This window comes from Clostridium sp. AF15-41 (assembly GCF_003604095.1).
Lineage (GTDB): Bacteria > Bacillota > Clostridia > Lachnospirales > Lachnospiraceae > Coprococcus.
The window spans coordinates 391-17,833 of record NZ_QTMQ01000012.1 but is presented as its reverse complement, the minus strand read 5'-3'; the positions used below and the strand labels follow the sequence as shown (position 1 = coordinate 17,833).

Sequence of the window (17,443 nt, the reverse complement as noted above, 5' to 3'; positions counted from 1 at the left end):
AAAATGGGCAGTACAGGCTGTGTTATACGGACTGTACTGCTTATTATATATGTGGCTACACATATCTTTCCAGAGTGATGTAGATGCGTCCTTTCCGTGTCTCTTTGCCACAGCCTTTATAGATGAATTTGCCGTAGCCGCGGATGGAGAAAGTGTCGTCCGGTTTTAGTGTGTAACTGTTATTTTCCAGAACACGGTTGTTGAGAAAGACTTTTTTCTCCCGAAACAGGATAACGGTCTGGCTTCTGGATAACTTGGTAACAGCTGCAATCACAGCGTCGATTCGCTCGGATGCAGCGATGCATTGACATTCTTCAAGAGTAGAGGTGATGTCAGGTAGATCTGAGTCCGGACATGGGATACAGCGCACGGATGTATGTTTAATGCGGGTCAGATTCTCGGAAATATAGTCAGCGATAGAAGACACACAGAAGACATAGGCTGTGTTTCGGATGCCGCTTCTGGATGATGCTTTCATGATGATATCTCCGGTCATCTCACGTTCAATACCAAGATTCATCAGAGAGCCAAGGACATCACGATGAGATAATTCATCTGAGAATTTGTCCATCAATGGAGTAATTTGTAAAATCGTGATAGGAAAGGGCAAATCATACCCTGTTGTGTCCTCGGAACCGAATCGTATCATTACGCGGTCGCAGCTGTCTCTTCCACCGAAAATCTCATATGGAATATGAGAAATATCCGGTAGCATACTATAAAAAATATCCAGGTCGGATGCAGATAAAAAATTAGTAAATGTATAAATGTTCTTTTGGTAGGCTTTGTTTGCCAGATCATTTAAATGACCCTGTAATAAGAAATCGGTGTTCATGCTGCTGTTCCTCCTGTTCCGGTGTGACGTGTGCTTTGAATTCTATGTAGAATGATAAAATTATTGGGTATATTTGTAAAGAGAGATTTGTAGAGAGAATCTTAACTTTTTAAAATTATTCTTGACAAAACAGAATGAAACGTATATATTGTGTAAAGCGTCTGGCGCGATAGAAGAGGATTCCGAACACGGGGTCAGTAAGATTGTGACAGACGTCTTAATTTTGCATAGTATAAAGTTCGAAGAATGGGGAGCTCAGATTTGAGCTCCTTTTTTCGATTGATAAAAAACTTTTTGACGAAATTCTATGCCGGATAGATATTGTTAAAATAAAAAAGAAAACGCTACGCGATACATATATTCAAAAATTTTTTAAAAATGGCATTTTTCACAATAAATTCACAAAAAATCGGATGCGCCGGGTCGTTAAATGTCGAAAAACGTCGTACGCAAAATGAAAGTGCTGTGATTGAATTTGATTGAATAAGTAAAGAAGTAGTAAATTTAACAAAACAAGACAGGCAGAATCGGTCAAAATATTCATAAATAATTCATTTTTAGTAAAATTTGTGCAAAAAGAACCATAAAACCCCGAAAACTTTATTTATTATGCAATATTTACAAATATGAAATGATTTGTTATTATAGCACCATAAGAGATGGACAGGAAATAAAAACGAACATCTTGAAAGAAGTTACTACAGTGTAGTAAGTTAAAAAAAGACAATTACTTAACATTTGAATAGATATGATGGAGGATTCCCAATGCACGAATTCGTATAATCCCTATATTACGATGTAATGTACCCCATAACCCCCAAACCCCCCCAAACCCCCCCTTTTTGGAATCCTCCATGACCTCTCCTTTAAGAATGAGCCTCAGTATTAATTACTGGGGCTCAAGCCCTTTCTATAATTAATTTCCCTAAAAATTTTTATTTATGATGTTTCTATACATAATTTCAATTTCCCCCAGGTTTTTATTTATGTTTAATTGATACAGCAGACGGAATGGTATAAATCGCTCTCTGGATGTCGATACTCTTTTATAAAGAAAGGAAACTGGAATGGCTTATATGCATGGTGGTTTCTTTTTGTATGAAAAGAGGAATGGGATATGTTATTTAATAGAAGAAACAGGACTGCAGATCAGGTATATCCGGGGATGCGCCAAAGCCGGAAGCATGGTGTGGATAAGAAGCGTCATTTGGGTAAACAGAAGGGCGTGGATGCGGTTCAGGCAGAGCTGATGGAGCATTATCAAGATTATATGGAAGAATTTGCGGATGAGCTGTCGGCGTTTGGGGTTGTGCAGGAGATGGAGAAGGACAGGGAGATGCTGGAGGATGAGCGGTAGTTTGCCTGACTCGCATATGCTCCTGCGCAAACTCGCCTTCGGCTCAAACATGCGCCCACATATGCTGGCAAGCTGTATTTTATTACGGAAATCTCACTGATATTCATTACAGGGGATGATCAACTAGATAATGCATCTGTGAAAAATATGAGTACAAAGGCAATTCAAATATCTACAAAAGCAAAAACTATTCGCTTAAAATAGTGTGAATTTTTGTTGGGTGGCTGTCGTTCGAACACTAAAATGCAAGAGCGCCAGCCACTTTAAATTTTTTACAAATTCAAATGTAACAAATACTATTATTGCACATTCGCATTATACAATTCCTTAAAATAAGAATCTGTATGTAATAGTTCTTCAAAAGTCCCTTGTCCGACAATCTTCCCTTCTTTAAAGAGAATAATTCTGTCAAAACCGGCAATGGAATTTAATCTATGTGCAATCGCAATGACCGTTTTATCTTTCATTTTTTGCATAACCGATTTCATTACAATCTCTTCTGTTAAATTATCCATTGCAGATGTTGCTTCATCCAAAATGACAAGTTCAGGGTTTTCAAACCACAAGCGGGCGAAAGCAAGTCTTTGTTTTTCTCCACCTGATAAGCAGGTACCTTTCTCACCAATTTCAGTATTTAAGCCTTCCGCAAGATTCTCAACCAAATGAGATAGTTGCACTTCACTCAATGCGTCCAGCATTTGTTCTTCTGACACGTTCTTTTCAAATACCAGATTTTCTTTTATTGTTCCATCAAAAACGGGAACATCCTGCGATATATAGCTAACTTTGTCATACAAATTATTAAGGCAAATTCCACTTAACTTCATATCACCTAAGCAGATTTCTCCCTGATTGTATTTTAGTAATCCCAGTAATATCTTAATCACAGTGGATTTTCCAGAGCCACTTTCTCCTACAAAAGCTATTTTTTGTCCCCTTTTTATGAATAGACTCAAATCATCAATAATTTTCCGTTCTTCATATTGGAACGATAAGTTTTTTATTGCTATTTCACCAATGTCCGTATTAATTGCGTTACCATTTCTTAATTGATTATCATCTTTTAAATCTAAAAATTCTTCAAATCTCTTATAGGACGCCTTGTCCAATTTATATTGAACATAAAGTACATTAAAAATAGCGATCGGCGTGTAAGCATTTTCAATCAGCGCAATGAGTGCAACTATAGAACCCACTGTAAGATTTTTTGTTTTCCATGCGTAAAATAAAATACCAATATCTAACATTGCCACAAGTAGCGCAAATATTGTAAAAAATGCTTCATGAATCATATTCATTTTTACTTTTGATGATACAATATTCTCTTTGGCACTACGAGTTTTCTTTATTTCACTCGGAAACTGTTTGCTCATACGGAATACCAACATTTCCATAAAGCCCCTGACCAGAAAATGATTGAATAGCTCCTCACTATTCAAAATCTTTTCTTTTATTTTGTATAGAAACTTTAGTAGAATATTGGTTATTATAAAAATAAGCATATAGCCTACAAACAAAATGTAAGTAATTATTTTATCAATCTTCCAAATAAAATATACACTAAAAACAATGGTAGGAAGTAAATCACGAATCAAACGTAACCAGAAATTGAATACTACATTTCTGCCTGCGGATGAGCCATTCTCGATCCTTTGAACAAGTTTTCCAGTACCTATTTTCTGATATTCCGTATAATCGATTGTACTTATTTTTCTAAGCGACAAAAGCTTAAAATCCAGATAAATACCATACTCCAATTTCTTTTCTGGATAATTATCCAGATAGTTCATACAATAATTTACCAGCAAAATAAGACCGTAGGTTATAACTCCTGCAAATGTAAGTGTTCCAGTCGCCAATCCGTCAATAACCTTCTGAAAATAGTCCGTCTTGTAATTAGCCATAAATGCATTAAATATACCTAGTCCAATGTAAGCTAATACCCATATTCTGTTATTCTTTAGAATTTCTTTTATATAGCGCATAACTGTACTCCTTTATATATTGTAGTTCAATCATTTGGACAGTACAGTTAACGACTGCTAGCAAGTTTATTTTCACCTCAGCACAATCTGCCAACAGTTTACATCAACTGTACTGAGTAATTATCTCGGATATATTTCATATCGTTCTCACCTCTTTCAAATAAAGTATTTCCGTTAATCTTATCATATCAAGTTCCAATATTCTAGCGCCATTTCTATAATTTGTTACCAGATTTTCTTTCCCTTATTTTCCCTTATGAGAGTTCGTAAATAAGGGGAGAACGATATAACACGATACAAAATGTAATGAAAAGGACACTTAATAGTATAGTTGAAGAATACAGCAGAAGATTATTTAAAAGCGGCGATTGATACGGCGGAATGGATCGATACGCTGGCAATTAAGACGGAGTATGGCAGGATCTGGCAAGCTCTGCCGGAAGGACAGGATGGATACCGGGAGGATGTTCGCAGCCTTATATCAGGATACAAAGAAAGAGGAATATCTGGAGCTGGCAAAGGAAGGCCTTACATACGCAATGAACATCGCAGTAGGAGATGAGACCGGACGATTGATTCCATATCAGGATCATCCGGTAACAGGTCCGACGTATGACAAATATTATCTCAGTACATGTCATGGCCCGGTTGGAAGTACGCTGGCATTTCGTGAATTATATGAGATTACCGGAGAGGAGATCTACCGGAACTGGACGATCGAATTATCGCGTGGTATCGTCCGTGCCGGTGCGCCGGAGAAACATTCCTGGGGCTTCTGGAACTGCCAGTGCCAGTGCTGTGGAACAGCAGGTATTCTGGAGCATTTTGCTGCCATGTATGAATATACCGGGGAGAAAGAGTTCTATGATTATATGCTCCGTACCTATGCGGCGCTGACAGGTAAGAAGCTGACTAACCTGTACGAATATCATTTCTTTGAGAAGTTTTAAGCGGAACCTTATATAAAAATGTGGATCATGCTTCTATGGCTACAGTGATCTCGGTAATGTAGTCTTGCGGGTCTTCGGCAGTGAAGCTGTCTATAACATTGTGCTCCAGATATTCAGAGGAAGTATGGATGTTGTGCTCATGTTTAAAGGTCATCAGGCGGTCGTAAGTATCGCCGATCGTATCCCAGTGACCAGTGTGGTAGGCGGTGAGATATTTTCCTGCAGGCAAGGTATGGACAGGAAGCCCGTAAGGCTTGTTATCTAACAGCAGGGCGACATTATCATAGACAGCGTACTTATCTGATTCGATATGGGAAGCATGCTGGAAATATGCCATATCATAATCATTTTTAAAAGTAGAACCGACTGTTAGCAGAAGATTGATCAGGTCATCGGTTTTTCGATACAGTTCAGCATCTGTAGCGGTCGGTGCTTCTGCATAGAGATAGTAGCGTTCCGGGAAGTCAGCAATAAAGATGGCTGTCGGATCAATCTGCATAGCGAAATGGATCTTGCTCTTTTGCTGCGAGATCCATTTTTCCATGGAGCGTAATTTGGCAATCTCCGTATTGATCTGATGTTCACGTTCTTCTAATATATGGAGCATCTTTGCCGGATCACGGTTGGCAAGCTGCTGTTTGATCTCTTTTAACGGCATACCTAGGTCTTTTAATAGAAGGATGGTGTCAAGAATCTCAGTCTGATAGATCGAATAATAGCGGTAACCATTTGGCTGGGTGAGCTCCGGCTGAAATAAACCGATCTCATCATAATGAAACAGGGTTTCTTTTGTTATCCGCATGATCCTGGCGAACTCGCCGGTCGTCATATATATCTTTTTATTCATTTGAATTTCCTTTCATTTTCAAAATTACACTTGACTATAGGGTTACCCTATAGTATATGCTTGGCTTTGTCAATTAGAAAAGTGTTATAAAACGGAGAGGACTTGTTAAAATGGGTAAATCATTAAATCGTCGCATTACGCCATGGTCGCTGCTGAGTTTTGCGGCACCGTCAATCATCATGATGGTATTTATGTCGTTGTATACCATCGTGGATGGTATCTTTGTATCCCGTTTTGTCGGAAGTAATGCATTATCATCGTTAAATATCGTATATCCCGTAGTAAATGTGGCGATCGCCATTGCCATGATGCTGGCATCGGGTGGAAATGCGATCATTAGCAAATATCTTGGAGAGGAAAATAAAAGGAGAGCATGTGAGAGCCTGACTCAGTTTGTCACGGTATGTGTTCTGGTCAGTCTTGTGATCGTGGTGATCAGTCAGGTGTTCCTGACAGAGATATCCAGACTGCTGGGTTCCAATGAAGTGCTTCTGGCAGACTGTAAAAGTTATCTGGGAATGGTGAGCTTATTCATTCCTGCCTGTATGCTGCAAACGTTGTTTCAGATGTATCTGGTCACAGCGGGACGGCCAACGATGGGCTTGCTGCTTATGATTGGTGCAGGTATTGTAAATGCTGTTCTTGATTACGTATTGATCGTGATCTGTGATATGGGAGTTGCAGGTGCGGCACTTGCAACAGGAATCGGTCAGTGCATTCCCGCGATTGCCGGACTTGTATTTTTCATGTTCTCCAAAGGTGAGCTTCGGTTTACCGGATTCAAGCTTTCCTTGCGGGAGCTTGGACATGCCTGCTATAACGGTTCTTCAGAGATGGTATCAGAGCTTTCAAATTCTGTTGTAACGGTATTGTTCAATCTTGTTCTGATGCGGCTTGCAGGAGAAGCCGGAGTTGCGGCTATCTCAATTCTGCTGTATGGACAATTTTTATTCAATGCATTCTATTTGGGATTTACAATCGGGATCAGTCCGATCGTTGGGTTCCAGTATGGCGCAAAGGATAAGAAAAAACTTCGGAGTATTTATAAGATTGCTTTCCTTTTTGTGGCGGTATCGGCGGTTATTCTGACGGTTATTGCAGAGGTGCTTGCGACCTGGATCATTACGGTATTCACACATGACCCGGCAACATTTGAACTGGCGGAGATCGGATTCAAGATTTTTGCGGTCAATTTCCTGTTCAGCGGGTTGAATATTACATCCTCCGGCTTCTTCACTGCCCTTTCAAATGGTAAGGTGTCGGCGATCATTTCATTCAGCCGGACATTTATCTTTACGGTGTTAAGTCTTCTGATCCTGCCGCATTTCCTTAAGATCTATGGAGCGTGGCTGGCTGTACCGATCGCGGAAGCGGTGACGCTTCTTGTGACTATGCCGTTTCATAAGGTGTATTTTATTGGCAAGGGGGAGAAGAATTATTTGAGGGGATAGATGAATTCTTTTAGACAGTTGCTTTTTAGATTCGTGTTGGTATTGTAGTTGATTCAGCATAATCTTTACACGCGGTTCCGATTCTGTTATAAATAAACTTGGGGAATTCAAATGGAATTTGAATGGTTGACTATATATGGAAGGGACAGGTGAAAATATGTTTTGTAGTAATTGTGGATGTGAATTGCAGGATGGTTGGTCGGTGTGTCCGAATTGTGGTATGCGGATAGAAGAAGAGGGGCGGACTTCACAGATGAATGTGGGAACGAATCAATATGATCCGAATTCAGTACAGATGCAGGGGCAACCTTCACGACCGCAACCGCCACAGAAACCATCTTCGGGTGGTTTATCGGGATGGCAGAAATGGTTGTTGATCGTTGTGGGGATTGCTGTATTAACAGTGATTGTAGGATTTGTGGTTTATAAAGTCGAAAGCAAGTTATCTGATAATAGAAGAGATGCAGATAAGACTGTAGAGACCACGGAAGCGACGGAGCAGGAAGATACGCAGGTATCAACCGGGCAGGATACAGAAGTGACAACAGAGAGTGTAGTATCGGAGGAGTCAGATGATACGAAAGCGCCATATTCGGCAGATATGGTTGTAGATTCGAATATTTCTACCCAGGTTCAGTATGAGGGCTATACGGCAGTATATCATTTACCTCATATCAATTATGAGGGAGATGCGTGTGACAATGTGAATGAGCAGATCGAGAAGCTTGGAAAAAATTATATGAATGAGGATGGAAATGTCTGTATAGGAATCGGCTATAAATGGGCTGTGTATGGAGACATATTATCTCTGCTGGTATCGGTTGATTTTGACTGGGATGCGACGGAATATACGATCTACAACATCAATCTGAAAAAGGATGTCATGTTATCAGAGGACGATCTGCTTGGAGCAGTAAATCTGGATATCTCGGCATATGAAAGCGCGGTAAGAAATGCGTTGGATCAGTATTTCTGGTCATTATATGGCGAAGATAATAAATCAGATGAGGCGTTGAATGAGACTTATAATCAGACAATCGCAGATTCAAATATCAAGGATGCAGTACCTTATATCAATAAAGATGGCGTATTATGTGTCTCAGCGAAGATTTATTCTATCGCAGGTGCCAATTACTATTATCATATGGTAGAGGTACAGGAGCTTGAAGATTCCTGCACATTCAGCGGAGAAAGTGCAGAATATGATTCAAATGCAAATGTAGATTACAGTGCAAATGAAATTCAGACTTCAGATGACTATATTCTGCCAAACAGTGATTCGGAATACATATCGGACAGTGATCTGGATGGTCTGACAGCAGATGAATGCCGTCTTGCGCTCAATGAAATATATGCTCGTCACGGAAGAAAGTTTAATGATCCGGATTACCGGGCATATTTCAATTCCAAGAGCTGGTACAATGGAACGATCGATCCGGATGATTTTGACGATACCGCTTTATTTAATAAATATGAGCTTGCAAATAGAGACTATATCATCGACTATGAGAAGCGGATGGGATATAAGTAGAAATATGTGATCGGATGAAGTCCGCCAATTCATGATTTATCCGTTCGTTCTTTTCTTCGGCTTTCATATATTCCGGTAGTGGCAGATCCTGCTGACATTCACCGCAGATGTCGATGCCGCATATGGTTTCACGGCTTAAGATAATGCCAAGCAGATGTTCCAACATGTCGAGCGTCATGTCGCCCTGATTCCAGTTGGTTTCCGTGAAACGGGTGGAGAGGACATCTTTATCAATAGAAATATAAAATGGAACACCTGAAAGGATGTCAGTTGATTTCCTTTGGGCAGTTCCATTTTTTAATTCTTCAGCGGAAAAAGTCAGAAGGCGATCTTTGCGTATCACATCAATCTGAGAAATATCGGTTGCATCCGGTCCGATCAGAATTAACTGCTTCAGATTCGGATTCTGATCCAGAACAAGACCCGCCCAATCACCACAGCTCATCATTTCGTTAACGAGTGGCTGCTGCATATCTGTATGGTGGTCGAATACTACGAGCGAGAATGGTTGTTTGATCTGGTCGGTGGTTATCTTTGTTATATAATGAAAATTTCCGGAATCAATAAAATGAATACCTTTAGTGCCATACGGCATGATCCGTTTTTGAATCTCGGCAGCAGCTTCATCTGAACAATACAGATCACAGCCATTGATGTCAGAGCAGTCGATCCAGTGAAACTGCGAGTTGTTCTTCATATCTTCATCACAGTATACATGTGTAAAATCCAGAATGTAGTTGTTTGGTTTGTTGTTCATTATCAAAACTTCTTTCTTCAATGCATTCCGCAAAATCAGCACCCTTGCAAGCAAGCGATTTTTCATCATTATATCATGTGCTTCGCACATTCTATGCATTCCGCAAAATCAGCATCCTTGCGAGCAAATAATTTTGCGTTCATTATATCATGGTTCATAAATAATGTACAAACCTTGTATAAACGGACAAAAATATAAAAATAACCTTGTATAAACGGACAAAAATGCAAAAATAAACTTGTATAAACGGACGAAGATATGGCATAATATATATGAAAATATGAAAGAAGGTGTAGAATGAGAAGAAAAATAAAAAATGATATTTTGAATTTTTTGAATCAGGATGCAAAAAAGAAGGCTTTGCTTGTTACTGGAGCCAGACAGATCGGTAAAACATATATAATTAGAGAATGTATAAAGGAAACCACAGCTTCTTTTGTTGAAATCAATTTTATTGAGAATAAAGAGGCAAAAAAATTATTTTCGGATTTTAAAAATACACGCGATTTTTTGCTCAGATTATCGGCATTTACAGAAGGTGAATTAATAAAAGGTGAAACGATTATTTTTTTGGATGAGGTACAGGAGTGTAAGGAGATAGTTACGGCGATAAAATTTTTGGTTGAAGAAGGAAATTATAAATATGTATTAAGTGGTTCCCTTCTTGGTGTTGAATTAAAGGATATTCGATCAATTCCTGTCGGATATTTGCAGGTTATAGAAATGTATCCTATGGATTTTGAAGAGTTCTGTATGGCAAACAATGTGAGCCAACGGATATTGGACTCATTAAAGGATTGCTTTATAAACAAAAAAGTCGTAGATGAAGTTGTACATGAAAAAATGTTGGAATTATTTCGCTTATATTTGATCGTTGGCGGAATGCCAGAGGTGGTTAAGCAATATATTGATACAAATAATCTTCAGAATGTTATTGATTTGCAAAGCCAGATTATAATGCAATATAAAAAAGATATTGCTAAGTATGATCCGGAAAGCAAGTTATATTTGGAAGACATATTTGATCTGATTCCAAGTGAATTGAACAATAAGAATAAACGATTTATTATGAAAAATCTTAATGAAAATTTTAAGCTTTCCAGATATGAGAATAGTTTTATATGGCTGAAGGATGCAGGGGTTGCGCTTCCGGTATTTTGTATATCGGAACCCATGTTACCGTTGCTTATATCCAAATCGACTAATTTATTTAAGTTGTTTCTTGCAGATGTAGGACTTCTTACAGCCATGTATGCAAATGGAATTCAAAAGAAAATGTTGATGAATGAGCTCAATATAAATTATGGTGCAATATATGAAAATGTTGTTGCACAGGAGTTAAAATGTCATGGATTTAATTTGTTTTATTATAACGATAATCGATCTGGAGAATTAGATTTTATTATCGAATATGAAGATTGCGTATTGCCTATTGAGATAAAATCAGGAAAAGATTATGAAAGACATGCGGCTCTTAATAATTGCATGAAAAATCCTAGATATAATATTCATGAGGCGTTTGTTTTCTGTAATGGTAATGTAAATAAAAAAGACAATATTATATATTATCCTATTTATATGGTAACATTTTTGAATAAGGAAAAAAAACTGGGAGATATGCTATATAAGCTTGATCTAAGCGCATTAATAGAATAAAAATAATTCTATGTTCATTCCATCAGATAGACATACACAAAAATTCCTCTGCATACATTGTAAAAATGAGATTTGCAGGGGAATTTTTTTGAGAGATTATATTGAGGAAAGAGCAGAAGAAATTGGACAATATATCGTGGAAAGCGGAGCGACTGTCCGGCAGACAGCAAAGAAATTCGGAGTAAGTAAAAGTACGGTACATAAAGATGTGACGGAACGGCTGGTGAAGATCAATCCATTTCTGGCGGCAAGGATCCGGGTCGTTTTGGATGTGAATAAAGCAGAGCGGCACATCAGGGGAGGAATGGCAACGAAAGAGAAATATCTGCATGAACGGGAAGAACAAGAGGTGCAATGAATAAAAATATTTGCATAGATCGGTATAAGGCGAAAAGATATGGAGTCAGAAGATGACATGATGACGCAGAGAGGCAATTTGAAAAAGATTGCTTCTCTTTTTTAGTTTACTTGTGTTATCAGATGAGATTGGTTAAAATGAAAAATAGATATAACGAGGAGAATGTACGAGAATAAGGGGTAAAAGATAGTTAACGGAGGCGATTACAATGAGACAGAAGTTATGGAGAAAGAAAAAGTTTGTGGTAATGGCAGCGGCATTTGCATGTATTGCAGCTTTGTCCGCGTGTGGAAAAAAAGATACCGATTATAATGTGGATGTAGGTAATGGAGATGGCGGAAGCGTTCAGAGTAAATATAGTATTCCGGAATCGTGTGATACCACATTTGACGCAGGATCGACCGGGCTTAAAGAGATCCGGTTGACAGATTCAGATATTACTGTGCCGAATACCGGTGCAATGTATGTAGCTCCGGTAAAGATGAAAGAGATCGATCCGGAATATCGAAAAAATCTGGTAGAAAAGTTATTTGACACAGATAAGGGTGTCTATGTCTATTATGATATGGAGAATATGGACAAGCTGTCAAAGGAGGATATTCAGGAATATATCGATCTGTACGAGCAGCAGAAAAAGGCAGATCCGTCAAATGCAACGAATTATGATTCGGATATTGACCGTATGAACCGTTTGCTGCAAACGACATCAAAGCAGAGAGAAAATGCGGGAGATTATTCCGCAGATGAATATATGGGGACAGTTGGTGATCTGGAATACAGAATAAGTTTTCCTCAGGAAGGGGAAAATGATACTCTTTTTCGGATAAAGGAAGATCTTCTGCAGTATCGTCCGATGGAAGGTGCGACCGGTGTATTCACATCCAGCCTGGAAGAATACAATACCGGCTTGGGTGATGAATATGGAGAGTTGGAATCGGATATTAATGAATGTTCACTGTCGGTAGATGAGGCAAGGCAGATTGCTGAAGAATTTCTGTCAAAGATTGGCGGATCGGATGTGATTTTACAGAGTGAATCGGATCTGTGCTGGCTGTATCGGAACGATGGTTCGTCTGACCAGAATCTGCCGACGGTTGTAGATGGATATTCATTTGAATACATAAGATCGGTTATGGATCAGCCAGTGTCGGATGTAGCAGTCTGGACTGCTGATAATCTTCGTCAGGCAAATGGATTTGTGAATGTTCCGATCGAGAAATATACGATTCAGGTAGATGCAAATGGTGTGATCGATGCTCTATGGAACAGTTATCTGGAAGCCGATGGTAGTGCGCAGGCGGTGGAGTTGTTATCCTTTGATGAGATGCTTAAGAAAGCAAATGAGTCGATAGCAGCGTATTATACCAAATATCCGACAGCATATAAGCAGATTGCATTTAACGATATTACGTTGTCTTACTATCTGAAACAGAAGGAAGATGGAAGCGGATTTGAATATGTTCCGGCTTGGATTCTTGCGGAATACGAAGACCCTGCAGATCACGAACTTCCGGAGCAGGCCGTAATTCTGGATGCCAGAGATGGCTCTGCCATCGACCTGATGAAGCTCGCCGAAGCAGTTGGTGGCATTTCCGGTGCAACCGACTGACTTTCTGAAAATTAAAAATTGCTCGATCAATGCCCGGTAGTTGGTGTTACATTAACGTGTTCCGGTTTCTATTCGGTTCGCACACTTATTTGCCAGCAGTCGCCCTAACTCGTCCTTACGGACTCAGACAAGGGCTTGGTGCTGGCAGTTAGTGCGAACCTCATTGCGAAATCCTCACAATGTTATTGTAATACCAACTACCGGGCATATTTTCGGCCAATTTTTAATGTCTGCTAAACCAGCACCCGCATTCGCTGACAATATACACCTCCTGACGAAATGCTCGCTATGTTGCTGCAGAATAGACCATTGATATACAGCAGTCGCTAAACACAGTTGATAAAAGGTGCCTGATTGCCGGTTGGGTATATGGTGTTCCGTTAACATTCGGCGAGATTTTGTAATGAGGTTTGCACTAGCTGCCAGTACTAAGCCCTTGTTTGAACCCGTGAGGGTGAGTTAGGGCGGCTGCTGGCAAATCAGCGTGCGAACCGAATAAAAATCAAGTCGAGTTAATGGAATATCATATAGTCAACCGGCAATCAGGCAATTTTGTATTATGGGAAAGTTGAATGTCCATCGTGTATCGTAGTCTGTCCTGTAACAACATAGCGAGCATTTCGTAGAGAGGGACATACTGCCAGTGAATGTGGGTGCTTGTTTGAGCCTAGAGGACGAGTTAGCACAGGAGCATGAACGGATTGGGTATAGGCTGGAAGGCGAGGAATATTTCATTGTCAAGCCTGCTCTATCTCCATTACAAACGTTGGTGTAGATTTCGTAATGAGATTTGCACTAGCTGCCAGCATCAAGCCCTTGTCTGAGTCCGTAGGACGAGTTTGGGCGACTGCTGGCAAATAGGCGTGCGAATCGAATAGAAATCGAACCAAATTAGTAGTGGAGATAGGACAGGCTTGATAATGGAATATCCATAATTCCATTGCCAATCAGGGGGCAGGTGGGGTATAATCAAGGGTGAGTTGCCAGAGGTTTTTCTGGCTGAGAAACAGAAAAGGGGTCATCCTATGAGATTTATTCATATTGCGGACGTCCATCTGGGCGCCGTTCCTGACAAAGATAAAAGCTGGAGCAAAGAGCGGGCAGACGAGATCGAATCAACATTTGACCGCCTTTTGACTGTGGCAGAAGAAAGAAAAGTAGAATTGCTGCTGATCGCCGGTGATCTGTTCCATGCACCGCCATCTCTGCAGGAGTTGAAAAGTCTGGACTACAAGCTGTCAAAGCTTACAAATACAAGAACCGTTATGATTGCAGGAAATCATGATTATATCGGAAAAGGTTCACCGGCGGAGAGTTATGAATTTACATCAAATACAGTGTTGATGCCGGCAGATACTTTTAGTAATGCATATCTGGATGATATCAATGTCTGTGTGACCGGATTCAGTTTTGGACAGGTAGAATACACAGAGGATGTCTATGCAGATATCATGCCGCAGATGAAGGATGCGATTAATATTCTGCTGGCGCATGGCGGAGACGAGAAGCACATACCGATCAATTTCAGACGGATGGCAGAAGCAGGATTTGACTACTGTGCACTCGGACATATCCACAAGCCGAAGCATATCGTGAAGAACAAAATGGCATATCCTGGTTCGCTGGAGCCTCTTGATCGGACGGAAACCGGTCGACATGGTTTCATTTACGGACAGATCAAGGATGGCGCGACGAAGATCCGCTGGGAGCCATTTAACTGTCGGAGTTATATTAATCTTGGATTTGCCGTGAAACCGGAATACAGCGGAGCAAAGATTCTGGATGTTCTTGCAAAGCAGATGGAGAGTATGGGTACTCAGAACATTTATCGAATCATCCTGTCGGGTCACATGGCAAATGGATTGAAGCTGGATTTTTCCGGTCTGATGCGGAATTACAGGATCTATGAGATTGTAGACAATACATTGTGCGAGTATGATCTGGATAAATTGTATCTGGATAATGAAGATAACCTTCTCGGACAGTTTATTGATCGATTTGCGGAAGCAGATGACGAGATCAGCAAACGTGCCCTGAAATACGGAGTAGAAGCAATACTTGCAACTGGAGATAAGTAAACATGTATATAAATAAGCTGTTATTAAAGGAATTTGGAAAATTTAATAATAAAGAAATTCGGCTTAAAAAAGGTTTGAATCTGATCTATGGCGCAAATGAATCCGGAAAGACGACTGTAAAAGAATTTATCGTTGGTATGTTGTATGGAATTGATAAGACCAGAGGTATCGGTGCGCGGCTTGATAATTATGAACTTCGCAAGCCGGTAAATGGCGGTGGGTATTCCGGAAAAGCATATGCGGTAACAGATGAAAAAAGCTATCTTCTGGAGCGGAACTTTCTTCGCACCAGTAAGAATGCGACGCTGACGGAGATTGATACCGGAAAGGAAGTCCAGCTTAAGAATCAGAATTCTTATAAGGGCATCTTGTTTGATGTGGATAAGAGCACCTATACAAATACTCTCTGTATCGGAGAGCATGGTGCAGCACCCGGCAAAGAACTGGCAGAGGATCTCGGGAATTATGTGGTGAATCTGACAACGACCCGAAATGCCGATATTGATAAGACAGAAGCTATCCGTTATCTGAAAAACGAGAGACGGAAATTTGAAAATAAAAAACTGGCGGTGGAGATCGATCAGTTAGGGGAACAAATGGATGCATTGGGTGATGTAGACGGTGATCTGGAAGCGATTCGGGAAGAACGTCGTGAAGAGCTGGATGCATATAATATGGAGATTGCCCGCCTGAAACGAGAAGCAAGGCAGCTTGTAAATGAAAAGGATGCCGCTATTCCGGATGAGGACGAGGATCGAACCAGAAGCCATATCTTCCTTGATGTAGAAGCTCTTGACGATGAGGAAGACGAGAAAAAGAATCGGCCAAAGGAAAAGAAGAAGTTAACAGATAATATTTTGATTATTATGTTGACCGGTGTATTGGTTGTTGCAGCTGTTGTACTTGCTGTTCATCTTTTGAATTTCCAGAAAGCGATTCAGCAGTTATTTACAATCTGCACGATTGCATTTGTCGCAGTTACGATCATTGATGGTTTATTCCGAAAAGGATTCTTCGATGGACCGGATGTCGTACCGGATGAAAAGGAATTTGACCAGATGATTTATGAGCTTGGACGTGCAACAGAATCGAGAACGGTAAGAATCGAGATTGACCGGAATTTTCAGGAGGCGCATGACGCAAAACTTGAGTTATTGAAGTTCAAAGAGCATGATGCCATGGCAAAACGTGATTCCTATTATGAATTAAAAGGAAAACGTGACGAGCTTCAGAAACGATTCGAAGTCTTGGAGAAGGAACAGAAAGCGATCGATCTGGCGATCCAGACCATCAATGATATATCGGTTGATATTTACAATGATTTTGGCGGACAGTTAAACGAGAATATCTCGGAGATTGTTAGTATCATTACAGATGGCAAATATAATGACGTGAAGCTGGATGAAAACATGCACATTTCAGTATTTGACGACGATCATTATATGCCGATCGAATTCTTAAGCAGCGGAACGATCGAGCAGATCTATCTGGCTGTCCGGCTGTGCATCGCAGGTCTTCTCTGCAAAGACCGTATGCCGATCATTGTAGACGATATCTTTACAGCTTATGATGAACATCGCCTGAAAAATGCGCTCTATTGCATGAGCCGTATTGATACTGACCAGATTATTATATTCACATCAAATAATGCCATTGGGGATATGTTGGATGATCTTTCTATGGAATATAATTATGTGGAGTTGTAAATGAATAATAGAATAAATGTAAAAAATCCCAGCCAGTACAGACTTGGAAACCGGCAGGGGTTTTGTTATATTCTATGGGAGTAAGAACTGCTATTTCTTTAACGCTGCAAGCTGAGCCTTTAGTGAGGCAATCTCTGCACTCATTTCAGAGACTGTAGCATTCTTTTCGGCTAGAGTAGCGCTCATTTTAGATACTACTGCATCTTTTTCAGATAAAGCGGTGACTGCTTCATCACGTTCTTTTTTCAATTCATCGATCATGTAATTGACTGTATTTTCATCCAATTTTCGTAATGCTTCAGAAAACATGGTAACAACCTCCT

General features: G+C 40.0%; 13 protein-coding genes and 1 pseudogene. 9 read left to right on the top strand and 5 right to left on the bottom strand.

Annotated features, from left to right (window positions below; genetic code table 11):
- Positions 1-55 precede the first annotated feature (55 nt).
- Positions 56-835 (bottom strand): YlmH/Sll1252 family protein, encoded by a 780-nt coding sequence (locus DWW43_RS09220; protein WP_119963379.1) that lies wholly within the window; start codon positions 833-835, stop codon positions 56-58.
- Positions 836-1,952: 1,117 nt separating this feature from the next.
- Here DWW43_RS09220 and DWW43_RS09215 point away from each other — a divergent pair.
- Complete coding sequence (locus tag DWW43_RS09215; protein ID WP_119963378.1) at positions 1,953-2,192, top strand: hypothetical protein; 240 nt, start codon at positions 1,953-1,955, stop codon at positions 2,190-2,192.
- A 299-nt stretch (positions 2,193-2,491) separates the two neighbouring features.
- Here the strand turns inward: DWW43_RS09215 and DWW43_RS09210 are convergent, their stop codons facing one another.
- Positions 2,492-4,177 carry an ABC transporter ATP-binding protein gene (locus DWW43_RS09210; RefSeq protein ID WP_119963377.1) on the bottom strand — a complete coding sequence of 562 codons (1,686 nt, stop codon included), beginning with the start codon at positions 4,175-4,177 and terminating at the stop codon, positions 2,492-2,494.
- Between the two features lie 449 nt (positions 4,178-4,626).
- On the opposite strand from DWW43_RS09210, the gene DWW43_RS09205 reads away from it, so the two are divergent.
- Positions 4,627-5,127 (top strand): lanthionine synthetase LanC family protein, encoded by a 501-nt coding sequence (locus DWW43_RS09205; protein ID WP_165853055.1) that lies wholly within the window; start codon positions 4,627-4,629, stop codon positions 5,125-5,127.
- A gap of 25 nt (positions 5,128-5,152) precedes the next feature.
- On the opposite strand, the gene DWW43_RS09200 is transcribed toward DWW43_RS09205, so the two are convergent.
- Positions 5,153-5,974 (bottom strand): MerR family transcriptional regulator, encoded by an 822-nt coding sequence (locus DWW43_RS09200; protein WP_008402504.1) that lies wholly within the window; start codon positions 5,972-5,974, stop codon positions 5,153-5,155.
- A 110-nt stretch (positions 5,975-6,084) separates the two neighbouring features.
- Here DWW43_RS09200 and DWW43_RS09195 point away from each other — a divergent pair, with 110 nt between their 5' ends.
- Together DWW43_RS09195 and DWW43_RS09190 are read left to right on the top strand one after the other, a co-directional pair.
- Entirely contained in the window at positions 6,085-7,425 is a 1,341-nt protein-coding gene (locus tag DWW43_RS09195) for an MATE family efflux transporter (protein ID WP_119963375.1), read from the top strand.
- A gap of 157 nt (positions 7,426-7,582) precedes the next feature.
- A complete protein-coding gene (locus tag DWW43_RS09190) occupies positions 7,583-8,956 on the top strand; it encodes a YARHG domain-containing protein (protein WP_165853054.1) in 1,374 nt (457 codons plus the stop codon).
- Here the strand turns inward: DWW43_RS09190 and DWW43_RS09185 are convergent.
- Positions 8,922-9,713, bottom strand: coding sequence for an arginase family protein (locus DWW43_RS09185; protein ID WP_243104451.1), 792 nt, complete (start codon positions 9,711-9,713; stop codon positions 8,922-8,924). The genes DWW43_RS09190 and DWW43_RS09185 overlap by 35 nt on opposite strands.
- 297 nt (positions 9,714-10,010) lie before the next feature.
- Here DWW43_RS09185 and DWW43_RS09180 point away from each other — a divergent pair, with 297 nt between their 5' ends.
- The 5 genes from DWW43_RS09180 (at position 10,011) to DWW43_RS09160 (ending at position 17,120) form a co-directional block, all read left to right on the top strand.
- A complete protein-coding gene (locus DWW43_RS09180; protein WP_119963373.1) occupies positions 10,011-11,369 on the top strand; it encodes an AAA family ATPase in 1,359 nt (452 codons plus the stop codon).
- Positions 11,370-11,457: 88 nt separating this feature from the next.
- Entirely contained in the window at positions 11,458-11,727 is a 270-nt protein-coding gene (gene spoIIID / locus DWW43_RS09175) for a sporulation transcriptional regulator SpoIIID (RefSeq protein WP_021944681.1), read from the top strand.
- Between the two features lie 208 nt (positions 11,728-11,935).
- Positions 11,936-13,336, top strand: coding sequence for a DUF6034 family protein (locus DWW43_RS09170; RefSeq protein ID WP_119963372.1), 1,401 nt, complete (start codon positions 11,936-11,938; stop codon positions 13,334-13,336).
- A 1,025-nt stretch (positions 13,337-14,361) separates the two neighbouring features.
- Complete coding sequence (locus DWW43_RS09165; RefSeq protein ID WP_243104449.1) at positions 14,362-15,414, top strand: DNA repair exonuclease; 1,053 nt, start codon at positions 14,362-14,364, stop codon at positions 15,412-15,414.
- A gap of 2 nt (positions 15,415-15,416) precedes the next feature.
- Entirely contained in the window at positions 15,417-17,120 is a 1,704-nt protein-coding gene (locus DWW43_RS09160; RefSeq protein ID WP_119963370.1) for an AAA family ATPase, read from the top strand.
- A 90-nt stretch (positions 17,121-17,210) separates the two neighbouring features.
- On the opposite strand, the pseudogene DWW43_RS12200 reads toward DWW43_RS09160, so the two are convergent.
- A pseudogene (locus tag DWW43_RS12200) lies at positions 17,211-17,443 on the bottom strand (hypothetical protein); the annotation flags it as partial.

Excerpts from the sequence above, each read along its gene's own strand:
- DWW43_RS09190 (WP_165853054.1), top strand. The coding sequence starts at position 7,583 with ATGTTTTGTAGTAATTGTGGATGTGAATTGCAGGATGGTTGGTCGGTG.
- DWW43_RS09200 (WP_008402504.1), bottom strand. The coding sequence starts at position 5,974 with ATGAATAAAAAGATATATATGACGACCGGCGAGTTCGCCAGGATCATG.
- DWW43_RS09180 (WP_119963373.1), top strand. The coding sequence starts at position 10,011 with ATGAGAAGAAAAATAAAAAATGATATTTTGAATTTTTTGAATCAGGAT.
- DWW43_RS09160 (WP_119963370.1), top strand. The coding sequence starts at position 15,417 with ATGTATATAAATAAGCTGTTATTAAAGGAATTTGGAAAATTTAATAAT.
- DWW43_RS09220 (WP_119963379.1), bottom strand. The coding sequence starts at position 835 with ATGAACACCGATTTCTTATTACAGGGTCATTTAAATGATCTGGCAAAC.
- DWW43_RS09170 (WP_119963372.1), top strand. The coding sequence starts at position 11,936 with ATGAGACAGAAGTTATGGAGAAAGAAAAAGTTTGTGGTAATGGCAGCG.
- DWW43_RS09205 (WP_165853055.1), top strand. The coding sequence starts at position 4,627 with ATGGATACCGGGAGGATGTTCGCAGCCTTATATCAGGATACAAAGAAA.
- DWW43_RS09195 (WP_119963375.1), top strand. The coding sequence starts at position 6,085 with ATGGGTAAATCATTAAATCGTCGCATTACGCCATGGTCGCTGCTGAGT.
- DWW43_RS09165 (WP_243104449.1), top strand. The coding sequence starts at position 14,362 with ATGAGATTTATTCATATTGCGGACGTCCATCTGGGCGCCGTTCCTGAC.
- DWW43_RS09210 (WP_119963377.1), bottom strand. The coding sequence starts at position 4,177 with ATGCGCTATATAAAAGAAATTCTAAAGAATAACAGAATATGGGTATTA.
- DWW43_RS09215 (WP_119963378.1), top strand. The coding sequence starts at position 1,953 with ATGTTATTTAATAGAAGAAACAGGACTGCAGATCAGGTATATCCGGGG.
- DWW43_RS09185 (WP_243104451.1), bottom strand. The coding sequence starts at position 9,713 with ATGAACAACAAACCAAACAACTACATTCTGGATTTTACACATGTATAC.